At 62.6% G+C, this 22308-nt stretch carries 20 protein-coding genes; 10 read left to right on the top strand and 10 right to left on the bottom strand.

Annotated elements, in window-relative coordinates:
• Positions 1 to 84 precede the first annotated feature (84 nt).
• A complete protein-coding gene (locus HPTL_RS08565; protein ID WP_119335610.1) occupies positions 85 to 1521 on the bottom strand; it encodes an FAD-binding oxidoreductase in 1437 nt (478 codons plus the stop codon).
• A 120-nt stretch (positions 1522 to 1641) separates the two neighbouring features.
• Here HPTL_RS08565 and hemB point away from each other — a divergent pair, with 120 nt between their 5' ends.
• On the top strand, positions 1642 to 2661 hold the full coding sequence (gene hemB / locus HPTL_RS08560) for a porphobilinogen synthase (RefSeq protein ID WP_119335609.1): 1020 nt from the start codon (positions 1642 to 1644) through the stop codon (positions 2659 to 2661).
• A 64-nt stretch (positions 2662 to 2725) separates the two neighbouring features.
• On the opposite strand, the gene HPTL_RS08555 is transcribed toward hemB, so the two are convergent.
• Together HPTL_RS08555 and HPTL_RS08550 are read right to left on the bottom strand one after the other, a co-directional pair.
• Positions 2726 to 3400 carry a pyrimidine 5'-nucleotidase gene (locus HPTL_RS08555; RefSeq protein ID WP_119335608.1) on the bottom strand — a complete coding sequence of 225 codons (675 nt, stop codon included), beginning with the start codon at positions 3398 to 3400 and terminating at the stop codon, positions 2726 to 2728.
• A complete protein-coding gene (locus HPTL_RS08550) occupies positions 3397 to 4275 on the bottom strand; it encodes a class I SAM-dependent methyltransferase (RefSeq protein ID WP_119335607.1) in 879 nt (292 codons plus the stop codon). Before HPTL_RS08550 ends, HPTL_RS08555 begins: the two co-directional genes overlap by 4 nt.
• A 29-nt stretch (positions 4276 to 4304) precedes the next feature.
• On the opposite strand from HPTL_RS08550, the gene tldD reads away from it, so the two are divergent.
• The 3 genes from tldD to HPTL_RS08535 are packed head-to-tail and all read left to right on the top strand — an operon-like array spanning position 4305 to position 7708.
• Positions 4305 to 5795, top strand: coding sequence for a metalloprotease TldD (gene tldD, locus HPTL_RS08545; protein ID WP_119335606.1), 1491 nt, complete (start codon positions 4305 to 4307; stop codon positions 5793 to 5795).
• 24 nt (positions 5796 to 5819) lie between these two features.
• The gene (gene ubiM / locus HPTL_RS08540) at positions 5820 to 6995 is read left to right on the top strand and encodes a 5-demethoxyubiquinol-8 5-hydroxylase UbiM (RefSeq protein ID WP_119335605.1); all 1176 of its coding nucleotides are present in this window, start codon (positions 5820 to 5822) and stop codon (positions 6993 to 6995) included.
• Entirely contained in the window at positions 6992 to 7708 is a 717-nt protein-coding gene (locus HPTL_RS08535) for an SIMPL domain-containing protein (RefSeq protein ID WP_119335604.1), read from the top strand. Before ubiM ends, HPTL_RS08535 begins: the two co-directional genes overlap by 4 nt.
• Before the next feature lie 18 nt (positions 7709 to 7726).
• Here HPTL_RS08535 and HPTL_RS08530 read toward each other — a convergent pair whose 3' ends face one another.
• Genes HPTL_RS08530 through HPTL_RS08520 form a run of 3 tightly spaced genes read right to left on the bottom strand, consistent with a single transcriptional unit; the run spans position 7727 to position 11256 of the window.
• Entirely contained in the window at positions 7727 to 8905 is a 1179-nt protein-coding gene (locus tag HPTL_RS08530; RefSeq protein WP_119335603.1) for an MFS transporter, read from the bottom strand.
• Positions 8906 to 8920: 15 nt separating this feature from the next.
• Positions 8921 to 9523 carry a lytic transglycosylase domain-containing protein gene (locus HPTL_RS08525; protein WP_119335602.1) on the bottom strand — a complete coding sequence of 201 codons (603 nt, stop codon included), beginning with the start codon at positions 9521 to 9523 and terminating at the stop codon, positions 8921 to 8923.
• Positions 9520 to 11256 carry a proline--tRNA ligase gene (locus tag HPTL_RS08520; protein WP_119335601.1) on the bottom strand — a complete coding sequence of 579 codons (1737 nt, stop codon included), beginning with the start codon at positions 11254 to 11256 and terminating at the stop codon, positions 9520 to 9522. The genes HPTL_RS08525 and HPTL_RS08520 overlap by 4 nt, the downstream gene beginning before the upstream one ends.
• A gap of 127 nt (positions 11257 to 11383) precedes the next feature.
• Here HPTL_RS08520 and HPTL_RS08515 point away from each other — a divergent pair, with 127 nt between their 5' ends.
• Positions 11384 to 12802, top strand: coding sequence for a bifunctional enoyl-CoA hydratase/phosphate acetyltransferase (locus HPTL_RS08515; RefSeq protein ID WP_119336148.1), 1419 nt, complete (start codon positions 11384 to 11386; stop codon positions 12800 to 12802).
• A 94-nt stretch (positions 12803 to 12896) separates the two neighbouring features.
• A complete protein-coding gene (locus tag HPTL_RS08510) occupies positions 12897 to 14222 on the top strand; it encodes an acetate/propionate family kinase (RefSeq protein WP_197713647.1) in 1326 nt (441 codons plus the stop codon).
• Positions 14223 to 14243: 21 nt separating this feature from the next.
• On the opposite strand, the gene HPTL_RS08505 is transcribed toward HPTL_RS08510, so the two are convergent.
• From HPTL_RS08505 to HPTL_RS08490, 4 genes are read right to left on the bottom strand one after another with little or no spacing between them, the layout of a single operon-like run.
• A complete protein-coding gene (locus HPTL_RS08505) occupies positions 14244 to 14708 on the bottom strand; it encodes a hypothetical protein (protein WP_119335600.1) in 465 nt (154 codons plus the stop codon).
• Positions 14705 to 15874 (bottom strand): AAA family ATPase, encoded by a 1170-nt coding sequence (locus tag HPTL_RS08500; protein WP_119336146.1) that lies wholly within the window; start codon positions 15872 to 15874, stop codon positions 14705 to 14707. Before HPTL_RS08500 ends, HPTL_RS08505 begins: the two co-directional genes overlap by 4 nt.
• Positions 15875 to 15921: 47 nt before the next feature.
• Positions 15922 to 17121, bottom strand: coding sequence for an HD domain-containing protein (locus HPTL_RS08495; protein WP_119335599.1), 1200 nt, complete (start codon positions 17119 to 17121; stop codon positions 15922 to 15924).
• A complete protein-coding gene (locus tag HPTL_RS08490) occupies positions 17118 to 17528 on the bottom strand; it encodes a hypothetical protein (protein WP_119335598.1) in 411 nt (136 codons plus the stop codon). The genes HPTL_RS08495 and HPTL_RS08490 overlap by 4 nt, the downstream gene beginning before the upstream one ends.
• A gap of 47 nt (positions 17529 to 17575) precedes the next feature.
• Here HPTL_RS08490 and HPTL_RS08485 point away from each other — a divergent pair, with 47 nt between their 5' ends.
• The 4 genes from HPTL_RS08485 to flhA all read left to right on the top strand — a co-directional run bounded on the left by HPTL_RS08485 (position 17576) and on the right by flhA (position 22219).
• On the top strand, positions 17576 to 18160 hold the full coding sequence (locus tag HPTL_RS08485) for a pseudouridine synthase (RefSeq protein ID WP_408610095.1): 585 nt from the start codon (positions 17576 to 17578) through the stop codon (positions 18158 to 18160).
• 220 nt (positions 18161 to 18380) lie between these two features.
• Complete coding sequence (locus HPTL_RS08480; protein ID WP_119335597.1) at positions 18381 to 18863, top strand: DUF192 domain-containing protein; 483 nt, start codon at positions 18381 to 18383, stop codon at positions 18861 to 18863.
• An 83-nt stretch (positions 18864 to 18946) separates the two neighbouring features.
• Positions 18947 to 20116, top strand: a complete 1170-nt coding sequence (gene flhB / locus HPTL_RS08475) for a flagellar biosynthesis protein FlhB (protein WP_119335596.1) — start codon at positions 18947 to 18949, stop codon at positions 20114 to 20116.
• 12 nt (positions 20117 to 20128) lie between these two features.
• Positions 20129 to 22219 (top strand): flagellar biosynthesis protein FlhA, encoded by a 2091-nt coding sequence (gene flhA / locus HPTL_RS08470; RefSeq protein ID WP_119336144.1) that lies wholly within the window; start codon positions 20129 to 20131, stop codon positions 22217 to 22219.
• Positions 22220 to 22308: the final 89 nt, after the last annotated feature.

The following is a 22308-nucleotide window of genomic DNA, read 5'->3' as shown; positions in this document are numbered from 1 at the left end:
GAGGAGGGAGGATGAAAACCATGGCTGCTGTTGCCACGCTGTGATCCTTCAGACAAGCCGGTCAGCAGAAAGTTCCCGACTATTTTACTCGAAAATTTTCCCTGGGTTGAGAATCCCGAGCGGGTCGAGCGCTTGCTTGACTGCGCGCATGGCTGCAACGGCGGTTTCGCCCGCTTCTTGGCGGAGAAACGCCTTCTTACCCAACCCGATCCCGTGTTCGCCGGTGCACGTGCCCTCGAGCGCGAGCGCGGCAGTGACGATCGCTTCGTTGAGTGCTTCGGCACGGGCGATTTCGTCGGGGTCGTCGGGGTTGACGAGGATCAGGGTGTGGAAGTTTCCATCGCCCACGTGCCCCAGGATCGGGGCGATGAAGCCAGAGGCGTCGATGAGGCGGCGCGCCGCTTCCACCGCTTCGGCTAGGCGGGCGATGGGGACGCAGACGTCGGTGGTGGTGCCGCGGCAGCCGGGGCGCAACGCCAGGCAGGCGAAGTAGGCTTTGTGCCGCGCGGCCCACAGCCGTGTTCGCTCTTCCGGGCGGTTTGCCCAGAGGAACGGTCCGCCGTTTGCTTCTTCTGCAAGCGTTTTGACGAGTTCGATCTGTTCGGCCACGGCGCTTTCCGAACCGTGGAATTCGAAGAAGAGGGTGGGCGTTTCGGGGTATTCGGTATGACTGTAGCGGTTGATTGCGGCTACTGCGCGTTCGTCGAGGAATTCGACGCGCGCCAGGGGAACGCCCATTTGGATCGCGGCGATCACGGTATGTACTGCAGCGCCGATCGTCGGGAAAGGGCAGACCGCGGCGGCGACTGCCTCCGGTAACGGGTGGAGGCGCACGGTGATCGCGGTAAAGAGAGCAAGCGTCCCTTCGGAGCCGACCAACAGCCGGGTGAGATCGTAACCCGCGCTCGATTTGCGCGCTTTGGTGCCGGTGTGGATCGGTTCGCCGTTGGCCAGTACCGCGTCGATCGCCAGGACGTTCTCCCGCATGGTGCCGTAGCGCACTGCGTTGGTGCCGGAAGCGCGGGTGGCGGTCATGCCCCCGATCGTCGCGTCGGCGCCGGGGTCGATCGGGAAGAAGAGCCCGGTCTCTTTGAGCGCGGCGTTGAGTTGGGTGCGGGTGACACCCGGTTCGACAGTGGCGAGCATGTTTTCCGGTTCGATCGCCAGGATGCGGTTCATCTGGGTGAAGTCCACCGCAACGCCCCCCAACGGAGCCAAGACGTGCCCTTCGAGCGAGCTGCCGGCGGCGAAGGGGATGAGGGGGACGCGATGCTGGGCGGCCGCGCGCACGAGCGCTTGCACTTCGGCTGCCGAAGTGACGAATGCGACCGCTTGCGGCGGGGCGTCGGGAAAGTGCGATTCGTCGTGGCCGTGTTGTGCGCAAACCGCCGGGTTTTGCGTGAACCGTTCGCCCAAGCGCGCGCGGAGTTCGGCGACGAACGGTTCCGGGAGTGGTGCGGGCGGCGTCTCCTTCCGGGCGGCCAGGGGCGTGCGGGGTGCGTGAGCTGCTTCCTCAGGCATGGTCAGGGCTCCTCGGTATTCGACCTACCCGATGATAGCGCGGTGGGCAGGCGTACGAAAGGAAGCAGCGCATGGGGGTCTATAATCGGAATATCGAGGACCATTACAAGGAGCCGTGCGATGGTTGTTCCCATGGGGGCGTTTCCCGCGGTGCGGATGCGGCGGATGCGGCGCGACGATTTTTCACGCCGCTTGATGCGTGAGCACACGCTCACCGTCGATGATCTGATCTGGCCCGTTTTCGTGTTGGAAGGGAAGGATCGTAGCGAAGCGGTGGCGTCGATGCCGGGGGTGGAGCGGGTGACGCTCGACCGTTTGTTGCCGTTGGCGGAGAAAGCGGCGAAGCTGGGTATTCCCGCGATCGCGCTCTTTCCAGTGGTGCCGCCTGAGAAGAAGAGTTGGGGGGCGGAAGAGGCGTGGAACCCCGACGGGTTGGTGCCCCGGGTGGTCGCGGCGCTTAAGCGCGCAGCGCCGGAGCTTGGGGTGATCACCGACGTAGCGCTCGACCCCTACACCGCGCACGGGCAAGATGGTTTGATTGCGCGCAATGACCCCACCGGCTACGTGTTGAACGACGAGACGGTTGCGGCGCTCACCAAACAGGCGCTTTGCCATGCCGCAGCTGGGGCCGACGTGGTGGCGCCTTCGGACATGATGGACGGGCGTATCGGTGCGATCCGGCAAGCGCTCGACGCTGCTGGGCATAGCCAGGTGCGGATCCTTTCCTACGCGGCGAAATACGCGTCCAGCTTCTACGGCCCATTCCGTGACGCGGTGGGTTCGGCGGCGAATCTGGGCAAAGGAAACAAATATACCTACCAAATGGACCCCGCCAATTCCGACGAAGCGCTGCGCGAAGTGGCGCTCGACCTCGAAGAGGGGGCGGACATGGTGATGGTCAAGCCCGGGATGCCCTACCTCGATATCGTGCGACGCGTGAAAGAGACCTTTGGCGTACCAACGTTCGCCTACCAGGTGAGCGGCGAGTACGCGATGCTGGTTGCTGCGGCGCAGAACGGGTGGTTGGAGCGCCGCGCGTGTGTGCTTGAAGCGCTCTTGGGGTTCAAGCGGGCCGGCGCTGACGCGGTACTCACCTACTTTGCGCTGGAAGTGGCCGAGTGGCTGCGGGAAGGGGCTTGAGCGGGCGCTGCGGCTGACTGTGCTCGTCGCATTGCCAGGGGCGAGCCCGGCGACGAGGGAACAGTCAGCGAAGGAACAATCGGGGGTGCGATGACCGAGCGCCCCACCGCCCCAGCACTTTCGGAAGGTCGGTGACGGTAGCGATCTTCCAGTCGACGTAGGGCGGTAAGCCGCGCGCGCGGGTGACCCAAACGGTGGTCATGCCCAGTTGCTTCGCCGGTGCGAGATTTTCGGCGCTGTCTTCGATGAGGATGCAGCGCGAAGGCGCGACTTTCATCGCATGGAGTACCGTAGCATAGGCGCGGCGGCGCGGTTTGGGGTTGTAATCGAGATCTTCGATCGCGAAGAGGCGAACGAAGTGGCGGTGAATCCCCAGGTGTTCGACAATGGCGCGCGCGTATTCGCGGGGTCCGTTGGTGAAAAGGACTTTGGCGCCGGGCAATTTCGCCAGCGTCGCCGCCAGCCGCTTCGGGGCGTGAATGTGCGCGGCCAGATTGTCGAAGCGGTGGGTTTCGCGCAGGAAATGGCGCGGGTTGATGCGGTGGTGGCGAATCAGCCCGACGAGCGTCGCGCCGTAGGCGCGCCAATAGCGCACCCGAAGCGCGTTCGCTTCCGTTTCGTCGAGCGCCAGGTGGCGCATCAAATAGGCGGTCATCTGGCGGTTGAGGTGGGGAAAGATCGCGGCGCTGGCGTGGTGCAGCGTGTTGTCGAGGTCGAAAATCCAGATCGGCGTGGTCATTGCGGTGTCGTAGGTTCCTGAGGTTTTCCGGGGCGAGGTTGCCAGACGATGGGGCGCGGCGCCCGGGGGTCTTGCTGCGGTTGCGCTAGACGGGTGACGCGCCATGCGTGCCCGAAGACGAGCTCCACGGTCAAGGTAAACGGAAAAGGGATCGCGTTGATGCGCTCAGCTGCGTCAAGCCCCAGCCACGGGCCCCAATCGGTGCGGAGCGTTTCGGGACGTTCGTAACGCACCGTGAGCATTTGCATGTCCATCACCGGTTCGGCGTAGCGCAACCGTACCAGGATGTCCCCCAGGTCGTGCATGTCCAAAAACGGTGGCCATGGCGGAGCTGAGTCGCAAGCCAATGCCGCTTTGAGTTCTTTCAGGGTGTCGGGACCCAACGTCGCGAAAAAAAGCGGTGCATCCTCGGCGAGTAGGGGTTGCCATGCGGCCAGAAGTTGTGTGGGGTCAGCGGCGCGGTAGAGCAACAAGTTGCTGAAAAAAAGGTCGATCCCGCCCGGTTCTTCGGGCAGGTGCAACGGGTCGGCAGTGCGAAAAGAGACGGTGGCGCTTTTCCGCTTGTCTTTTGCGAACCGTTTTTTCAGTCGTGCAAGGAACGAGTCATCGCAAGCCGCGTCTGAGGGGGAAAGCGGGGCGCTACCGGCGGGGGTTTCGTCGGGCCGATAGCCACAGCACGCGGCGTTGGGGTAGCGCGTGGCGAGCGAATCGGCCCATGCGGTGCCTTCTCCTACCCAGACGATGCGCGCGGGCGTATGGCGTAGATACTCCAGCCGCTCGACGAGGCGTTCGCCCGCCTCTGCGCCAAGCCATGCCGGGGGGCGAAGGGCGGAGAGCGCGGGATGGGTCGTTGCGTTGTTAGAATGAGCAGTCATGGAAAAATGATAGCACCCTTGTGGGGGCAATGTCGGCAAAGGGGAATTGCGCAGTGAGTCAAGAGAACACGAACATCGAGCGTTGGAATCTGGCCGAGCGCCATCTGTGGGCGCCACTGGGGTGGGACGCGCACGCCGTTTCGCGGGTATTGCAGGAGATCGCCAGCCACGCGGTCGATGATGCCGACCTCTATTTTCAATATCGCCATGCGGAGTCGTGGTCACTGGAAGAGGGGATCGTCAAAGCGGGAAGCTTTTCGATCGACGCAGGGGTCGGCGCCCGGGCGATCCATGGCGAAAAACAGGCGCTCGCCTACACCGATGTCCTTGAGCCGGACGCAGTGCGTGACGCGGCGCGAACCGTCCGGGCGATTGCCGCGCAGGGGCAGGCGGGTGTCACTGCGGTGCCGCTTGCGCGGGTAGCGGCCGTTACGCCGCAATACCCGGCGGTCGATCCGGTTCACACCTTGGCCGCTACCGACAAAGTGGCGCTGTTGCAGCGCTTGGAAGCCAAAGCACGGGCGTTGGAATCGAGACTCGATCAGGTGATGGCGCATCTCGTTGCGGTGTGGGAAGCGGTGATCGTTGCGCGGCTCGATGGGACGCTTGCGTACGACATTCGGCCGCTCGTGCGCTTGTCGCTCACCGTGATCGCGCACGACAACGGACGGCGCGAAGTGGGGTCCGCCGGGATCGGCGGGCGCTATGGGCTCGAACGTTTCGACGACGCGGTGCTCGACCGCTTGGCCGAACAGGCGGTGCGCCAGGCGCAGGTCAATCTCGAAGCGCGTCCCGCACCGGCGGGCGAGATGACGGTGGTGCTGGGATCGGGTTGGCCGGGGGTGCTGCTGCACGAAGCGGTGGGTCACGGGCTCGAAGGCGATTTCAACCGCAAAGGGGTCTCTGCATACAGCGGACAGCTTGGTGAAACTGTCGCGGCGAAAGGGGTGACGGTGGTGGACAACGGGGCGATGCCCGAACGGCGCGGCTCGCTCACCGTCGATGACGAAGGCACTCCCACCGGCGAGACGGTGTTGATCGAAGATGGGGTGCTCGTCGGGTACCTCCACGACCGGCTGAACGCGCGCTTGATGGGGATGCGTCCTACTGGTAACGGACGGCGCGAATCCTACGCCCATTTGACGCTACCGCGCATGACCAATACCTACCTGCGCCCCGGCCCATACGCGCCGGAAGAGGTGGTGGCAAGCCTCGATCGCGGCATTTACGCGGTGCAGTTCGGCGGCGGGCAGGTCGATATCACCTCCGGTAAGTTCGTCTTCGAGATGAGCGAAGCCTACTGGGTGGAGAACGGCAAGATCCAATATCCGGTGAAGGGAGCGACGCTGATCGGCGATGGGCCGGAAGTGATGCGGCAGGTGACGATGATCGCGAACGACTGGGCGTTGGACCCGGGAATTGGCACCTGCGGTAAAGAGGGGCAGAGCGTCCCCGTAGGGGTGGGGCAGCCGACGCTTCGGATCGAGCGGATCACCGTGGGTGGGACCGGAGGTGCGTAAAGGCGAAGCACGAAGGAGCATGCGATGAACCAGTACGACATTGCGGTGGTGGGCGCTGGTCCAGCAGGATTGGCGTTTGCGTTGGCGGCGGCACCATTGGGATTGCGCGTTGCGCTTTTCGATCAGCAACCGGAAGCGCAGCTCGCTGATCCCGCACCGGATGGCCGAGAGATCGCGCTCACCTACGCGTCGCGCGCCACGCTCGAACGCTTGGGGGTCTGGTCGCATATTCCGGAAGCGGAGGTGTCGCCGCTCAAAGATGCGCAGGTCTTCGACGGCCCGTCGCTCCTGGCGTTGCGTTTTCGCGCAGCCGACGCGGGAACCGATGCAATCGGTCTGTTGGTTCCTAACCACTGGATCCGTCGCGCGTTGTACGAGACGGTGACCGAGCGCGGTGCTGCGACGCTGATCACTGGGGCGCGGGTCGCGTCGGTGGTGCGGGGTGACCGCGAGGTGTCGCTCACGCTGGAAGACGGCAGGACGTTCCGAGCGTCGTTGCTCGTTGCCGCCGATACCCGTTTTTCGCGGGTGCGGGCGCAGGTGGGGATCGGTGCCAGCCGACTCGACTTCCAGCGGACGATGATGCTCGTGCGCATGACGCACGACGCGCCGCACGGGCACGTGGCATGGGAGTGGTTCGGCTACGGTGGCCAGACATTGGCGCTGTTGCCGCTCAACCACAACGTGAGCGGGATCGTGGTCACGATGGCGCACGCGGAGATCGCGCGGCTCATGGCGCTTTCGGATGCCGCGTTGGCAGATGAGCTCACGCGTCGCTTCGACGGACGGTTGGGGCGGATGACGGTGGTGAGCGAACGCTTCGCTTACCCGCTCGTTGCGGTCTATGCGCACGATTTCGTGGCGCGGCGGGTGGCGTTGATCGGCGACGCCGCGGTGGGAATGCACCCGGTCACGGCCCACGGATTCAATTTCGGGCTGGCGAGCGCGGTGCGGCTCACCGAAGCGCTCGCCTCTGCGCTGGCCGCGGGCGCGCCGCTGCATGCGCAGCGCCATCTCTTGACCTATGAGCGAACGCACCGCCGCGCCACCTGGCCGCTCTACCAAGCGACCAATCTGGTGGCTACGCTCTATACCCGCGATGCGTTTCCCGCACGTGTGGCGCGGCGCGCGGCACTCACCGCAGCGGCGTGGTTCCGTCCTTTCCAGCAGGCGGTGTTGAAACAGGTGGTGGCGCAATGACGAAGCGAAATTCTCTGCGCAATGCCACGGGCAGCGTGCTCCTAGCGGCGTCGCTGCTGTTTGCGCAACCCATCTTTGCCGAAACGGAACGGCTGCATCGGGTGGCGTTTGCCGAAGCAGTTTCGGCCGAGGTAGCGCACGATCGCACGGTGGCGCTTTTGCGCGCGCAGGCAGAAGGGCAAGACCCCGCCGAGCTCGCCGATCGGGTGAATCGCCAGATCGATGCGGCGTTGAAGCGGGCAAACCGGGTTCCGGGCATCGAAGCGTACACGACCGGCTACCATACCGAAGCGCTGCGGGACCGGGAAGGCGCCTTTCGGAGGTGGGTGGTGCAGCAGCAGCTTCGGTTGGTGAGCGACGACAATTCAGCGCTGGGGCGTTTGGTGGGGGCGCTTCAACAAGAGGGATTGCTGTTGGTAGCGCTTACCGGAACCGTTTCGGAAGCGCAACGGCGAAAAACGCTCGATACGTTGGTGGCACAAGCATTGCATGCGTTCCGGCATCGAGCCGAGCAGGTGACGCAAACGTTGGGTTTTTCGGGCTATCGGCTCGTTCGCATCGACCTCGATTATCCGACCGCGCAGCCGGGCGTGCCGCGAGGCGTTGCGTTTCTGGCCGCACGCGAAGCCGCGCCGGTTCCGATCACGGGCGAGTTGGAAACCGTGACGGTGCGGGTTCGCGGGGAGGTGGAACTGCTGCCGCAATCGCAGTAGTCGGCTTTTGGCGTCTCGTCAACGGTTTTGCCACGCTCGGCTCGCGATCAGGCCGATCGCGGCAATGGTTGCGAAGGCTGCCCCACTGAGAAACGTTGCCTTGGGGCCGATTCCAGACCAAAGCCCTCCGGCGAGTGTACTGGCACCGAGGAGGGCCACGCCGCTGATCAGGTTGAACAGACCAAAAGCGGTGCCGCGCAGGTGGTGCGGCGCGTTTTCGGCAACCCAGGCGGAGAGGAGGCCTTGCGTGGCGCCCATGTGTAAGCCCCAGAACATCGCGCCAACGTAGACGAACCAAAAGTGGTCGGCGAGCGCAAGGAGAAGATCGGCGACAATCAAGAAGCCAATGCCCCAGAGCAGAAGGGCCCGACGCTGCCCGCTATCGAATCCTTTGCCGAAAGGATAAGCGCTCACGGCATAGACGAGGTTCATCGCGATCAGCACCAACGGTGTCCAGGTGGCAGCCAGACCCAAGTTTTCGGCGCGCAGAAGGAGAAACGCCTCGGAAAAGCGGGCGAGCGCAAGGATCGCCGCTAAAGCCAAAATCGACCAGAAACGGAGCGGGAGTTCGCGAGCTGCCGCAAGGGTGATCGGCGTGCGGCTTGGGTGAGTCTGCGTGCTGCGTGGCGGTTCGGTTACGGCAAAGAGGATAAAGGCGACGGCCAAGAGCGCGGGCAGGCTTGCGACCCAAAAGACCAGGTGAAAGTTGTCGTCCGTGGTTGCCATGAGGAGCGCCGCTGTGAGTGGGCCAAGGAAGGCGCCCATGGTGTCCATCGCTTGACGCAGGCCGTACGCCGCACCCCGTTGGGTTTCGGGGGTGACGTCGGCGATGAGAGCGTCACGCGGGGCGCCGCGTATCCCTTTACCGATGCGATCGAGAAAGCGGGCAGTCAGCACCGTTTCGACGCTGTTGGCGAGTGGAAAGAGCGGTTTGCTCACGGCAGCGAGGCCGTATCCGAGCAAAATCAGCGGTTTGCGACGCTGGAAACGGTCGGAGAGCGTCCCCGAGAAAATTTTGACCATGGCGGCGGTCGCTTCCGCTATGCCTTCGATGATCCCGATCGCAACCGGCGAGGCGCCAAGGATAGTAACTAGGAAGAGCGGTAAAAGGCTATGGATCATCTCGGAAGAGAGATCCATGAGCAGCGAGACGAACCCCAACGCGACGACGCTGCGGGGAAGCGAAGCGATGGTCATCGTTGCGCCTTTCGGTTAGCGATAGTGGTTCAGCGCGGCAAAGACCAAATTGGGGTAGGTTGGGTCCCCCAGGCTCCCGTTGTAGCGGCCCAACGCACGCACCAGATCGCCCTGTTCGATATCAAGGTAGTGGCGCAGGATTACGGTTCCGTACCGGAGGTTGGTGCGCAGGTGAAAAAGGTTGTGTTCCGGGGTGCCGATGAGATCGACCCAAAAAGGCATCACTTGCATGTAGCCGCGCGCTCCAGCCGTGGAGACGGCATATTTACGAAAGCGGCTTTCGACGTGGATCACTGCGAGCACCAGATCGGGGGGAAGCCCCGCGCGCGCCGCTTCGTACCAGACGGTGTAGAGGAGTTCGTCACGTTCAATGGGGTCCGGAAGATAGCGTGCAACCCGCGATTGCTGCTTCGCAACCCATTGGGCGCTTTCGGGAAAAGTCGCCGCAAGGGTGGCGATGGGCGGTGGCGCGTCGGCTTGGGTCGCGGTAGCGAGCGCGGCGCGCACCGCGTCGGCAAGCGGTTCGTAGCGCTGTGCGCCCGCCTGGAGGGTAGGGGGCGCACTAAGGAGCGCAAAGAGGAGCAGGAACGTGCCGGTGCGCTTCGCGCCGCGGATCATGTTGCGTGCGTATCCCCCGTCTTCGCATTGCGGATCGCGGCGATCACCTGAGCGAGCGCCTCGGCTTCCGGAAGCACCATATTGTCCGCGGCCCGGCGGTGGCGGATTTCCACGGTCCCCGCGCTCAGACCGCGTTCGCTCACGACCAGTCGCCACGGCACACCAATCAATTCCCAGTCGGCGAACATCGCCCCCGGGCGTTCGTTGCGGTCGTCCAGGATCACGTCGATGCCCGCGTCGCTGAGCGCGCGGTAGATCCGCTCTGCTGCTTCGGCGACTGCAGGCGATTTGGTCGCACCGATCGGACAGACCACGGCTTCGAACGGTGCGATCGGCTCTGGCCAGATGATGCCCCGCGCGTCGTGGTTCTGTTCGATCGCGGCACCCAGGATGCGGGTCACGCCAATGCCGTAACAGCCCATCTCCATCGGGCGTTCCGCACCGGTTTCGTCGAGAAACGTACACTGCATCGCTTCGGAGTATTTGGTGCGCAGCTGGAAGATATGGCCCACCTCGATCCCTTTGCACAGCGCGAGTACCCCTTTGCCATCCGGGGAGGGGTCGCCGGCGACGACGTTCCGCAAATCGGCCACTTCGGGTTCGGGAAAGTCGCGACCGATATTGACGCCGGTGTAGTGGTAGCCGTCACGGTTCGCGCCGGTGACGAAATCGGCCATTTTGGCGACGGTTCGGTCCGCGATGATCCGCCCGTTGAATCCGACGGGGCCGAGTGAGCCGGGGCCAGCGCCGAATGCGGCGCGAATCGCGGCTTCACTGGCGAAGGTGAGCGGATTCTTGATTCCCGGCAGTTTTTGCGCTTTGATTTCGTTGAGTTCGTGGTCGCCGCGCAACAGGAGCAGCACGGGTTCGCCGCCTTCGCTTTCCACGACCACCGCTTTGACCGTCTGTTCGATGGGGATCTCAAGAAACGCGACCAGATCGGCGATCGTTTTCACCCCCGGCGTGGCCACTTCGGTCAAGGGGGCGGTGGGCTCAGGACGGTCACCTTGCGGAGCAAGCGCTTCGGCCAGTTCGACGTTTGCGGCGTAATCGGAGGTGGGGCAGTACGCGATCGTGTCTTCCCCGGTTTCGGCGATCACGTGGAATTCGTGCGAACCGGTGCCGCCGATCGAGCCGGTGTCTGCGGCGACGGCGCGGAATTCCAGTCCCAGCCGGGTGAAGATTCGGGTGTACGTATCGTACATATTGCGGTATTCCCGCTCCAGGTCCGCAAACGAGGCGTGGAACGAATAACCGTCTTTCATGATGAATTCGCGGGCGCGCATCACGCCGAAACGGGGGCGGATTTCGTCGCGGAATTTGGTCTGGATCTGATAGAAGTGTTTGGGGAGCTGCTTGTAGCTTTTGATTTCGCGGCGGGCGAAATCGGCGATCACCTCTTCATGTGTGGGGCCGATCACGAAATCGCGCTCATGCCGGTCTTTGAAGCGCAGCAACTCCGGACCGTAGAAGGTCCATCGTCCCGACTCTTGCCACAGCTCCGCGGGTTGCACTGCGGGCATGAGGAGTTCGAGCGCCCCGGCGCGGTTCATCTCTTCGCGCACGATCGCTTCGACTTTGCGCAGGCTCCTGAGTCCCAACGGGGTCCAAGTGTAGATACCCGCTGCGACCTTTTTGATGAAACCGGCGCGGATCATCAGCTTTTGGCTGACGATTTCGGCATCCGACGGATCTTCCTTGAGCGTTGCGATAAAGAATTGACGCGCTTTCATAGAGCAACACACCGTAGCCATGGTTTGTCATCATGGGCGAGTTTAGCACGCCAGTTTGCCGCTTCGGTTGCAAGAAAGCGGGAAAAAGGGTACATTGATGCGGTGCAGCAAAAAGGAACCGATCATGATGAACGCGCACCCGGTGGTGTGGATCGAGAACAAGACCTTCGAAGAGATCACCGTGGGTGAGGGGGCAGAGATCACCCGGACGCTGCGCCCTGAGGACATCCACCTTTTCGCGGTGCTTTCGGGAGACCTCAACCCGACGCACGTCGACCCGGAGTTCGCCCGATCGGGTCAGTTTCGCGAAATCGTCGGCCATTCGATGTGGGGTGGGGCGCTCTTTTCCGCGATTTTGGGGACGGAATACCCTGGGCCCGGCACCGTCTATGTGCGGCAAGACTTGCGTTTCCACCGCCCGATCGCGATCGGGGATACGCTCACCGCGCGGGTCACGGTTCGGGAAAAGTTCGCCCACAACCACCACGTGCTTTTCGATTGCACGGCGACCAACCAGGAGGGGTTGCTGGTGATCGATGGCACCGCGGAGGTGGTCGCGCCCACGGAGAAGATCCGGCGGCCGCGGGTCGCTCTGCCGGAAGTGACGATCTCTGATAAGGAACTCCGCTACCAGCACCTGATGAGCCTGATGCGCGGGTTGCCGCCGGTGCGGATGGCGGTGGCGCACCCGTGCAGCGAATATGCGCTTTTGGGGGCGTTGGAGGCGAAGGAGGCGGGGGTGATCAACCCGGTGCTCGTGGGTCCGCGGGCGCGCATCACCGCGTTGGCCGAGCAACTGGAGGTGTCGCTCGACGGCATCACGCTCGTCGATACGCCCCATTCGCACGCGTCTGCCGAAGTGGCGGTGGCGCTTTGCCGCAAAGGGGAGTGCGCGGCGTTGATGAAGGGGTCGCTGCACACCGACGAATTGATGAGTGAAGTGGTGAACAAAGAGCGGGGGTTGCGGACCGACCGCCGCATTTCCCATGTGTTCCTTGCCGACGTTCCCACCTACCCGCATCCGCTGATGATCACCGACGCGGCGATCAACATCGAACCGACGCTCGAAGAGAAGCGCGACATCGTGCAGAATGCGATCGATCTGGCGCATGCGATCGGGATCACCGAACCGAAAGTGGCGATCCTCTCCGCAGTCGAAACGGTCAATCCGAAGATCCGCTCGACGGTCGAGGCGGCGGCGCTCTGCAAGATGGCCGACCGCGGACAGATCACCGGAGGGTTGCTGGATGGCCCCTTGGCGTTCGATAACGCGGTTTCGCTCGTCGCGGCAAAGGTCAAAGGGATCCGCTCTGCGGTTGCGGGCAATGCCGACATTCTGGTCGTGCCCGACTTGGAAGCAGGCAATATGCTGGCGAAGCAGCTCGAATATCTGGCGAATGCGCTGATGGCGGGAATCGTTTTGGGGGCGAAGGTGCCGATCGTGCTCACCAGCCGCGCCGACACCCCGGAAACGCGGGTGGCGAGCTGTGCGCTTGCGCAGATTCTGGTTGCGGCGAAAGCGCAAGGGATGGCGTTGCCGTCGTGACCGATCTGGCGATGAGGGCCGCCGCGAGTGGTTCCGTGACGCGCTGGAGACGGCGCAGCGGGTTTCTCGGACGAAACGACCCAGGAACGAAAAAATGATGATCGAACCGCAACCGCACACCCAGGCGATCCTCTGTTTGAACGCGGGCTCTTCCAGCCTCAAATTCGCCCTGTTTCCGTGTGACGAAAACGGGGTGGCATCTACCGCGCAGTGGTGGGGAAAGATCGACGGGATTGGTCTAGGGGCGGCGCAGTTGCAGTGGCAGTGCGCTAACGAAGCAGGCGCGCAAGAAGCCAACGCGGCCCCCCTGGGCAACAAGCCAACTGCCACTGCCGCGGTGCGCGCCCAAGCGGGTAGTCAAGCCGCCGAGGGACGGATCGCGTTACCGCTCGACGGCGACCTGGAGGCACAGCATGACGCGGCGCTCACGGCGCTGTTGGCGTGGATCGAAGCACATTTGGCCGGGGTGACGGTGGCGGCCGTTGCGCATCGCGTGGTGCATGGCGGGCACGAGTTCGCTGCGCCGGTGGCGATCGACGATGGGGTCTTGACGCAACTCCAAGCGTTGATTCCGCTGGCGCCGCTTCATCAGCCACACAATCTGCGGCCGATCCGGTTGTTGCGCGCCCGCCACCCTGATTGGCTCCAGGTGGCCTGTTTCGACACCGCGTTTCATCGCTCGCAGCCGTGGCAGGCGCAGATGATGCCCTTGCCGCGCCGTTACTGGGAGGCGGGGGTGCGACGCTACGGATTCCATGGTCTCTCTTACGCCTATGTGGCCGGGCGCTTGCCGGAAGTTCTGGGACCGGAGCGCGCGGCGGGGCGTGTGGTGGTGGCCCACCTGGGCAACGGTGCGTCGATGTGCGCGCTTTACAGGGGCAAGAGCGTCGCTTCGACGATGGGGTTCACCGCGCTCGATGGTTTGATGATGGGTACCCGCTGCGGGACGATCGATGCGGGGGTTGTGCTTTATTTGTTGCAACACGAAAAACGTGACGCGAGCGCGATCGAACACATCCTCTACAGCGAATCCGGGTTGCTCGGCGTTTCCGAACTCAGTTCCGACATGCGCACGCTCCTGGCAAGCGACGACCCGAAAGCGCGTGAAGCGGTCGAGCTCTTCTGTTACCGGGCCGCGCGAGAGTTGGGGTCGCTGGCTGCGGCGCTGCAAGGGTTGGATGCGCTGGTGTTCACCGGCGGGATCGGCGAACACGCAGCGCCCGTGCGTGCCCGCATCGCCCAATACGCCGCGTGGCTTGGCGTGGTGATCGACGACGCAGCGAATGCAGCGGCGGTGGGAAGGCTACCTGATGGCTATCGACGCATCGAAGCGGCAGCAAGCCGCGTCGCGGTGGCGGTGGTGGCGACCAACGAAGAGGCGGTGATGGCCAATGCGGCGTGGGAAGTAGCGAAGTGTTGATGAGAGATGCATGGCGATCAGTCATGGGATCGTAACGTTTGACCGGGGAAAAGAAAGGCCTTGTTGGCAGAGCAAGCGGAACTGAGGGCTGTTTTTCGGTATTTTGACCCGACCAGAGGCGACCCAACGGTAAGGGTTGTTCGCATTTTTGGTCAGTTGCCGAAGGTCTTTATTGCGCGCTAGGAATTGTTTGAGCCACTGGAGTTTGTCGATGACCTCCTTCACTTTGGAAGTGTCCGCCGGATGCACTTCAATCCAGTAGGCTGCTTCTTGGCAGCGTTGATCGTAACCGACCCCATAATCCCAACGGGGGCTGTTTGGATAATTTACTGCAAGTGCTGAATCCAAATCGATGCTGCCGGTGAGCTTGCGGGTGTCATCAACTTGGATTTTGTGTGCGTTGGAACCCAAAGCCTGAAGTCCGGGGTGGCAATGGCTGGCATTCAGACCCTGTGCTTTTGCCACCCCTTCACAGAACTGACTCATGCGGCATGTTCCTCCCAGCGCCGGGCAACGCGAGCGACAATTTCCCCCACGTGGCCCGAAAAGCCGGTTAGCCCTCCCCAGCCGGAAATTTCTGGCTTTTCAGCGCCGGGATCCAGGCTGGAAATGTCAATAACGGGTTGGTGGTGGGAAAAGAAGTAGGTCCGATAGTTCTTTTGCAACGCGGCATTGGCAATTTTATCTGCTCCACTGCCTTTGAGACCGAGCATATCTTTGACATCCTCTCTCCTGCCGCCATGTTCTATGAGAAAGCGCAATGCCCAGATCACGTCGAGCACATGGGGAGAGTGAGTGGAGATGCAGACTCGATAACCTCGCGCCAGCAGTTCCAACACGATTGCCAGGGTGGCTGAAATGGCATTGGGATGGAGGCCCATTTCCGGTTCTTCGACGATGGCCCATCGTAAGGCCTGGCGGCGAGGCGTTTTGGATGGTGGCAACAACCAATAGAAACCCAAAAGCAACGGAGTGAATTCTCGTTGTCCTGCTGACCAGACCAAGTAGGGTAAGCGGGCTTTCTCTCGAGTTTCCAGGACGATACGTTTCTGATAGCCAGAAGAGTCCTTGATGAGAGATAGGTTGCCGTAAATCTGACCTTCCACCAGATTGCGGAGACACTTTTTAAGGCGGTTGGTCTGGGGGAAAAATTTGCCCGTAACGAATTCCCCCTGGACCAGAACGTGCAGCTTTTCGCTGAATTCCCTTAGGCAGAAAGGATCACCCGCCCGGTAATCAGTGAAAGGATGGGTCACGCCATCCCGCATGCTGAGTACCCGTTGCGCTGGAATGTAGAATATGCGTTCGGATGATGCGGATGATAATTGCGGTTTGGCTAATCCTTCCAATGGCAAGGGCTTATCGTCCACGAAAACCTGGCTTTCCTTGCTGAAAATTCTGGACATGCCTTCGCCAAAGTAGATTTCGAATAGATCGTTCAGATTGTTGCGCCAATCGATTTCGTGGCGGGCGAACTCTTGATGGATGATTGCGGTATCCACCAGCAGTTTCAGCAGTTGTAGGAATACGCTCTTCCCGGTTGCCTGTGGTCCCACCAGCACCGTCAAATCACCGAATTCAACATCGGCCTCGACGATAGGCCCAAAGTTTTTCACTGTTAGGCGTTGGAGATCATCCACAGCGGCTGTCATGGTCATTCCCCCAATTTGATGATCTTCAGCGATTCAATCTCCCTTCGCTACCCTTCGAACCGCAGCACAGCGAACAGGGCGCCGAGATCGAGTGCCCCTAGGCGTTTACCGTGATACTTTTCAGGCAGGCGGAGGTTCGCTTCCACCAGCGCCGGTGCCCGAACGCCATGGGCGAGCGATTGCGCCGCTTCGGTGAGCGCGGCGAGTTCGTCCATCGCTTTGATGAGCGGGCCGTCGATCGGGTCGCAGGCATCACGGTCGAGCGCTTCCGGTACCGTTTCGTCCGCGAGGATACGCCATTCCCCGTGTTCGCGCACCCGGCAGGCGAATTCCGTTTCCGTATAGGCGCGCAGTTGTGCATGCCAATTGTCGGGGAGAAGCGGCAAAAGCACTTCGGCCATCAACCGCCGTTCTTCCGCTTTGAGAAGTGCTTCCACGCCTGGCGCTTCGCGTTTGATCGGCGAAATCACATCGCGGGTGAGCACTTCCGGCAGGTCGTGAAAGAGCGCGCCGTAAAAGGCATTGCAGCGGCGTCGCACACTCTTCGCACCCAGCTCCCGTGCGCCGCAGTAGCTCAAAATCGCGACGAACAGCAGATGCCCGAGCACTGAGGTTTTCGGTAGCCGCGGCGTCTGCGCCCAGCGCTGTTGGAAACGCAACTGCCCGACCAGGTCGACGAAACCGAAGAGGCGTTTTCCCAGCGCGATTTTTTGTACGCCGATGAGGTCGTAGTGCGCTTCGATCTCCCCTTCGATCGCGGCTTTCGTCTGTTCGATGCCGTAGAGGAAGGGGGCGGTGTGGTAGATCAGGCGAAACTCCCACTGCGTAGCTAAGTAGTGCGCCGCTTTGAGAATACGGCGCTCGAGGGTGGGCGCTGGTGCGGTGAGGTGGGTGCGAATCGCCGTAAAGAGCGCGCCGTCAGCGACCGGGGTGACGGCGGGCGCCAGCCGTTCGAGCGCCCATTCGGTAAGCGCTTGCCCCTTTTCCGCCATCAAACGGTGAAAGATCGGCGGTTTCAAGTCGGTGAGGACGATGCGGTGGAGGCACTCGGCGATGGTGCCGCCGATGAGCGCTTCCCAGTCGATCGATTTGCCCGCATCTTCCTCGGCGCGCGCCAGAACCCACGCGATGATCGCTTTGTGCGCTTGCTTGTCGAGCTCCGTGAAAGGCATCGGGCGTGGATGGTCGTTCCAGCGCTCGATGCTGGCTGCGGAAAAGAGCAGCGTGACGAACTCGGCCGGGATCATCGTCCGTTTTGTGGTTTGTGGAGGATGGTGTCCCGTTTCAACGCTTCGCGTGCGCGCAAGTCGGCGAGGTCGTCTTCGCGGCTCGAAGGCACCTCGATGCCATCGGCAACATAGCCGTGCCCTTTCATGATGATTACCACCAAGCAGCCGAACCCCACCGTGAAGACGATGATGACGTGGAGCACCAGTGCTGCGAGCGTGAGGATATCCACTGTGTTGAGGTATTTTTCCGCGGCCGGTCCCAGATCGGCATACCACCACCGCGCGATGAGTGGTGGCAATGCACACGCCAGCAATCCTCCAGCAAACCAGCGCGGCAGGCGTTTGAATAGCTTCCATTCCAAACCGGCGGGGGCTTTGCGGCTGCCGGGCAAGCGGCGAAGCCAGGGGGAGGTTGGGGGCGTCATCGCGTGGATTCCATTGTCGTTTCTTGTTATTCTACTGCGCGTCTTTCTTGGTTGCCAAAAAAATCGTGCCGATTTTGATTGCGGTCAACAAACCGTACGGGGTGCTTAGCCAATTTTCCGGGGAACCGCCGGAAGCGACATTGCGGGCGTACGTGCCCGTTCCCAACGTCTATCCAGCCGGGCGGCTCGACAAAGAGAGCGAGGGGCTTTTGCTGCTCACCGATTACGGCCCGTGGCAGGCGCGGATCAGCGACCCCCGCTTCAAATGGCCGAAGACCTATTGGGTCCAGGTCGAAGGGGAGGTGAGTGACGCGGCGCTCGCGCAACTGCGTCACGGCGTTCGCCTCAAGGATGGGGTGACCCTGCCCGCGCACGCGGTGCGAATCGTGCCGCCGGATCTGTGGCCGCGTGTGCCGCCGGTGCGGTTTCGCAAAAGCGTGCCGACGAGTTGGATCGCACTGACGCTCCGCGAGGGGCGTAACCGCCAGGTGCGGCGGATGACCGCAGCGGTGGGGTTTCCGACGCTCAGGCTCGTCCGCATTGCAATCGGCCCTTACGATCTGCGCAACTTGCGGCTTCAGCCGGGCGAATGGCGCATTGTGAAGCGGGGTGCGGTCGGCTCACGGTTGTGAGTCATTGCGGTGGCGAAACCTCTTGCTGCGGTGTGCGCCCAGTAAGGGGTTTGCCACAGTGCGGGCACGAGCGTGTTTCTTTGCATTCGCTTTTGAGTACTTTCAAGGATGCGGTACCACCGAGCCCGAAGGCGGTTTCGGGGTGATGAGACGGTGGGGTTCATGCCGTGCAGTATAAACTTGGAATGAAACGGTGCGCAGGTTGGCGCGAGGAGGTGCGATGGTTTTCGGTTGGGGGTTTGCAGCGCGTGCGCGCCGCGCGGGATGGGTAGTCTGTTTCGCTGTGTTGGGTTGGTTGAGCGGCTGGAGCGGTACGGTGATCGCCGATCCCCCGTTGCCTCGGGTGACACTGCGCGCTGGGCTCTATCAGATCACTGCGGAATTGGCAGCGACGCAACGCGCACGGGAACAGGGGTTGATGTTTCGCACAGTACTGCCGCCCAATCACGGGATGCTCTTTCGCTTTCCGTTTCCTGACCGCCACTGCATGTGGATGAAAAACACCCCGTTGCCGCTCGCGGTGGCGTTTCTCGACGATGCTGGCCGCATCGTCAATATCGCCGAGATGGCACCCCATACGCTGACGCCCCACTGCGCCGCACAACCGGTACGCTGGGCGCTCGAAATGCCCGGCGGCTGGTTTCGGGAACGGGGTATCGTCGTCGGTATGCGCATCCACGGGCTCGACGCAATCGACAAATAGCCGCTTTTTTGCCTCGTTTTCTCCGTGATGCGACACGCGCGGCGCCGTGATAATGGAGCCTGTCGAAGCAGGTGAGCGGCGCGATGGCCGAAGAGAGCGACCTCGAAAAGACCGAACAGCCGTCTGCGCGAAGGATCGAGCAGGCGCGGGAAGAGGGGCAAATTCCCCAGTCGCGGGAACTGGCCTCTTTCTTGGTGTTGCTGGTAGGCGTTTCGGTGCTGATGGTCACCGGTAGCTGGATGGGGGAGCGCATCGCCCGTTTGGTCCAGGCCGTGTGGTCGTTCGGAACCGAGCGCGCGTTCGAGGTGACGACGCTCCTTGCGCTGTTGCCGTACGTGGTCAAAGAGACGTTGCTCGCGTTGACGCCGCTCTTTCTCTTTCTGCTGGTTGCTGCCGTGGCGGGGCACGTCGCGGTCGGCGGGTTTCTGTTCGTACCCAAACTGCTCGCGCCGAAATGGAGCCGCTTGAATCCGATGCAGGGGATCAAACGGGTCTTTTCGCTCAATGGGCTGGTGGAACTCGCCAAAGCGGTGGCGAAGACGGTACTGGTGGGCGTAGTGGCCTGGTGGACGCTCACTTCGGAAACCGACCGGGTACTCGCGCTCATCCGCATGCCGCTCGAACACGCCGCGGCCCAATTCGTCGACGCGATCGGTTGGGATGCGCTGTGGTTGGTGGGTGCGATCGCGCTGATCGCCGCAGCCGACGTGCCGTATCAGCTGTGGAGTTACACCAAGAACCTGCGGATGACGAAAGAGGAGGTCAAGCGCGAACACAAAGAGCTGGAAGGGGATCCGCAGGTCAAAGGGCGTATCCGTGCGGTGCAGCGTGAAATGGCGCGGCGGCGGATGATGGCCGAGGTGCCGAAAGCGACCGTCGTGGTGACCAACCCGACCCATTTCGCGGTAGCGTTGCGCTACGAACCGCAGAAGATGGCGGCACCGGTGGTCGTCGCGAAGGGGCGCGGCGCGGTCGCGCTCAAAATCCGCGAATTGGCCGAAGCGCATGCAGTGCCGCGTGTCGAGGCGCCAGCGCTCGCGCGTTCGCTCTATGTCCATACCGAAGTGGGGGAAGCGATTCCCGCCGGGCTCTATCTTGCGGTAGCGGAAGTGTTGGCGTATGTCTATCAGCTCGACCAATGGATGGCGCGTGGCGGCCCGAAACCGGAATTGCCGCCAGAGCTGGAGATTCCCGAACCGCTCTATGTACCACCCCCTGAGGAAGCAACCGAAGCCTTCGTGAGGAGAAGCTAAGTGGCGAGCCCGATGAACCTTGCCGCGCTCGACTGGCGCCGTTTCCTGACGCCGACGAAACTCAAGCTCTTGGCAGCGCCGGTCTTCATTTTCCTCGTGCTCACCATGATGGTGCTGCCGCTACCCCCCTTCTTCCTCGACGTGATGTTTACCTTCAACATCGCGATGAGCATCGTGGTGCTGCTGGTGGGGATGTACGTGCAGCGTCCGCTTGAATTCGCGGCATTCCCGGCGGTGCTGTTGGTGACGACACTCTTGCGCCTTTCGCTCAACGTCGCGTCTACCCGCGTGGTGCTCTTGGAAGGGCACACCGGGCCCGACGCCGCCGGTAAGGTGATCGAGTCGTTCGGACAGTTCCTGGTGGGTGGGAACACCGCAATCGGCGTGGTGGTCTTCGTGATTTTGGTGATCATCAACTTTGCCGTGGTCACCAAAGGGGCCGGACGGATCGCCGAGGTGAGCGCGCGGTTTACGTTGGACGCGATGCCCGGAAAGCAGATGGCGATCGACGCCGACCTCAACGCGGGTCTGATCGACGAAGCCGAGGCGCGTCGTCGCCGCCGCGAGATTCAGAAAGAGGCCGAATTCTACGGTGCGATGGACGGTGCGTCGAAATTCGTGCGCGGCGACGCGGTCGCAGGCATCCTCATCACGCTGATCAACGTGCTGGGGGGACTCGCGGTGGGGACGATCGGCCACGGTATGGATTTTGGCCGCGCGATCGACACCTACGTGCTGCTGACGATCGGTGACGGGTTGGTGGCGCAGATTCCCTCGTTGATGATTTCGATCGCCGCGGGGATGGTGGTCTCTCGCGTCGCAGAAGAGGAACAAGAGGAAGACGTGGGTGGCCAGCTCTTGGGGCAGCTCTTCAGCAAACCGCCGGTCCTGATGATTGCGGCGGCGATCGTCGGGCTGCTGGGGACGATCCCGGGGATGCCGAATCTGGTTTTTCTGCTCATCGCAGGCGGGCTCGGGTTCCTGGCGTGGAAGCGCTGGCAGCACGAAGCCGCGAAAGCCGCGGCAGCGGCGCGAACCGCGCCGCCTCCGCCCACCGAAGAGACGGTCGAGGCAACGTGGAACGATGTGCAGCCGGTGGACGTGCTGGGGTTGGAGGTGGGGTATCGGCTGATCCCGCTTGTCGACCCGCAACAAGGGGGCGAACTGATCAAACGGATTCGCGGGCTGCGCAAGCGCTTTGCGCAAGAGGTGGGCTTTTTGCCCCCCACCGTTCACATTCGCGACAACCTGGAGCTCAAACCGAACGTCTACCGCGTGATCGTCAAAGGGGTCGAAATCGCGAGCGCCGAGGTCTTCCCTGGCCAATATCTGGCGATCAATCCGGGGCAGGTGACCGGGCCGCTCTCAGGACGCGAAACGACCGACCCGGCGTTTGGTTTGCCGGCGATGTGGATCGACGCCGCGCAACGCGAACGGGCGTACGCGTTGGGGTACACCGTAGTCGATGCCGCGACCGTGGTTGCCACCCACCTCAACCAGATTCTGGTCGACCACGCAGCAGAGCTGCTGGGGCGCGAAGAGGTGCAGGCGCTTCTCGATCGCTTCAAGCAAGAGGCGCCGAAACTGGTCGAAGACGTGGTGCCGTCGCTCGTGACGGTGACGCTGCTGCACAAAGTGCTGCAGTTGCTGCTCGAAGAGGGGGTGGTGATCCGCGACCTGCGCACGATCCTGGAGACGCTCGCCGAACATGCGCCGAAGACGCAAGATCCGTACGAACTCACCAGCCGGGTGCGGGAGGCGCTCGGGCGCGCGATCGTGCAGTCGCTCGTGCCGGGGCAGCAGAAAGTGCCGGTGCTGGTGCTCGATCCGGGGCTCGAACGGGTGCTGTCGCAAGCGGTGAGCGGGGCGGCGCAAGGAGCGATCGAACCGGGGCTTGCCGATACGCTGCTGCGCCGGATTTCCGAAGCCGCGCAGCGGATGGAGCAGAGCGGCAAAGCGCCGATCCTCCTCGTCCCGCCCCAATTGCGCTGGTTGCTTGCGCGCTTCCTGAAGCGATCGGTCCCGATGTTGCGGGTGTTGTCGCACGCCGAGATGCCCGACAACCGTGGGATCGAGATCGTCGAGATGATCGGGGCCGCATAGCGCCGAAATTGCGGCGGTTTTCCCCGCCTTCTCTTCACGTCGATTTCCTGGTTTCGCCGCGATAATGGCGGTAAGACCGCACGAAGTGA

The sequence above is a fragment of the Hydrogenophilus thermoluteolus genome, assembly GCF_003574215.1.
Classification (GTDB): Bacteria; Pseudomonadota; Gammaproteobacteria; order Burkholderiales; family Rhodocyclaceae; genus Hydrogenophilus; species Hydrogenophilus thermoluteolus.
This window is presented reverse-complemented; position numbering and strand designations above follow the sequence as displayed.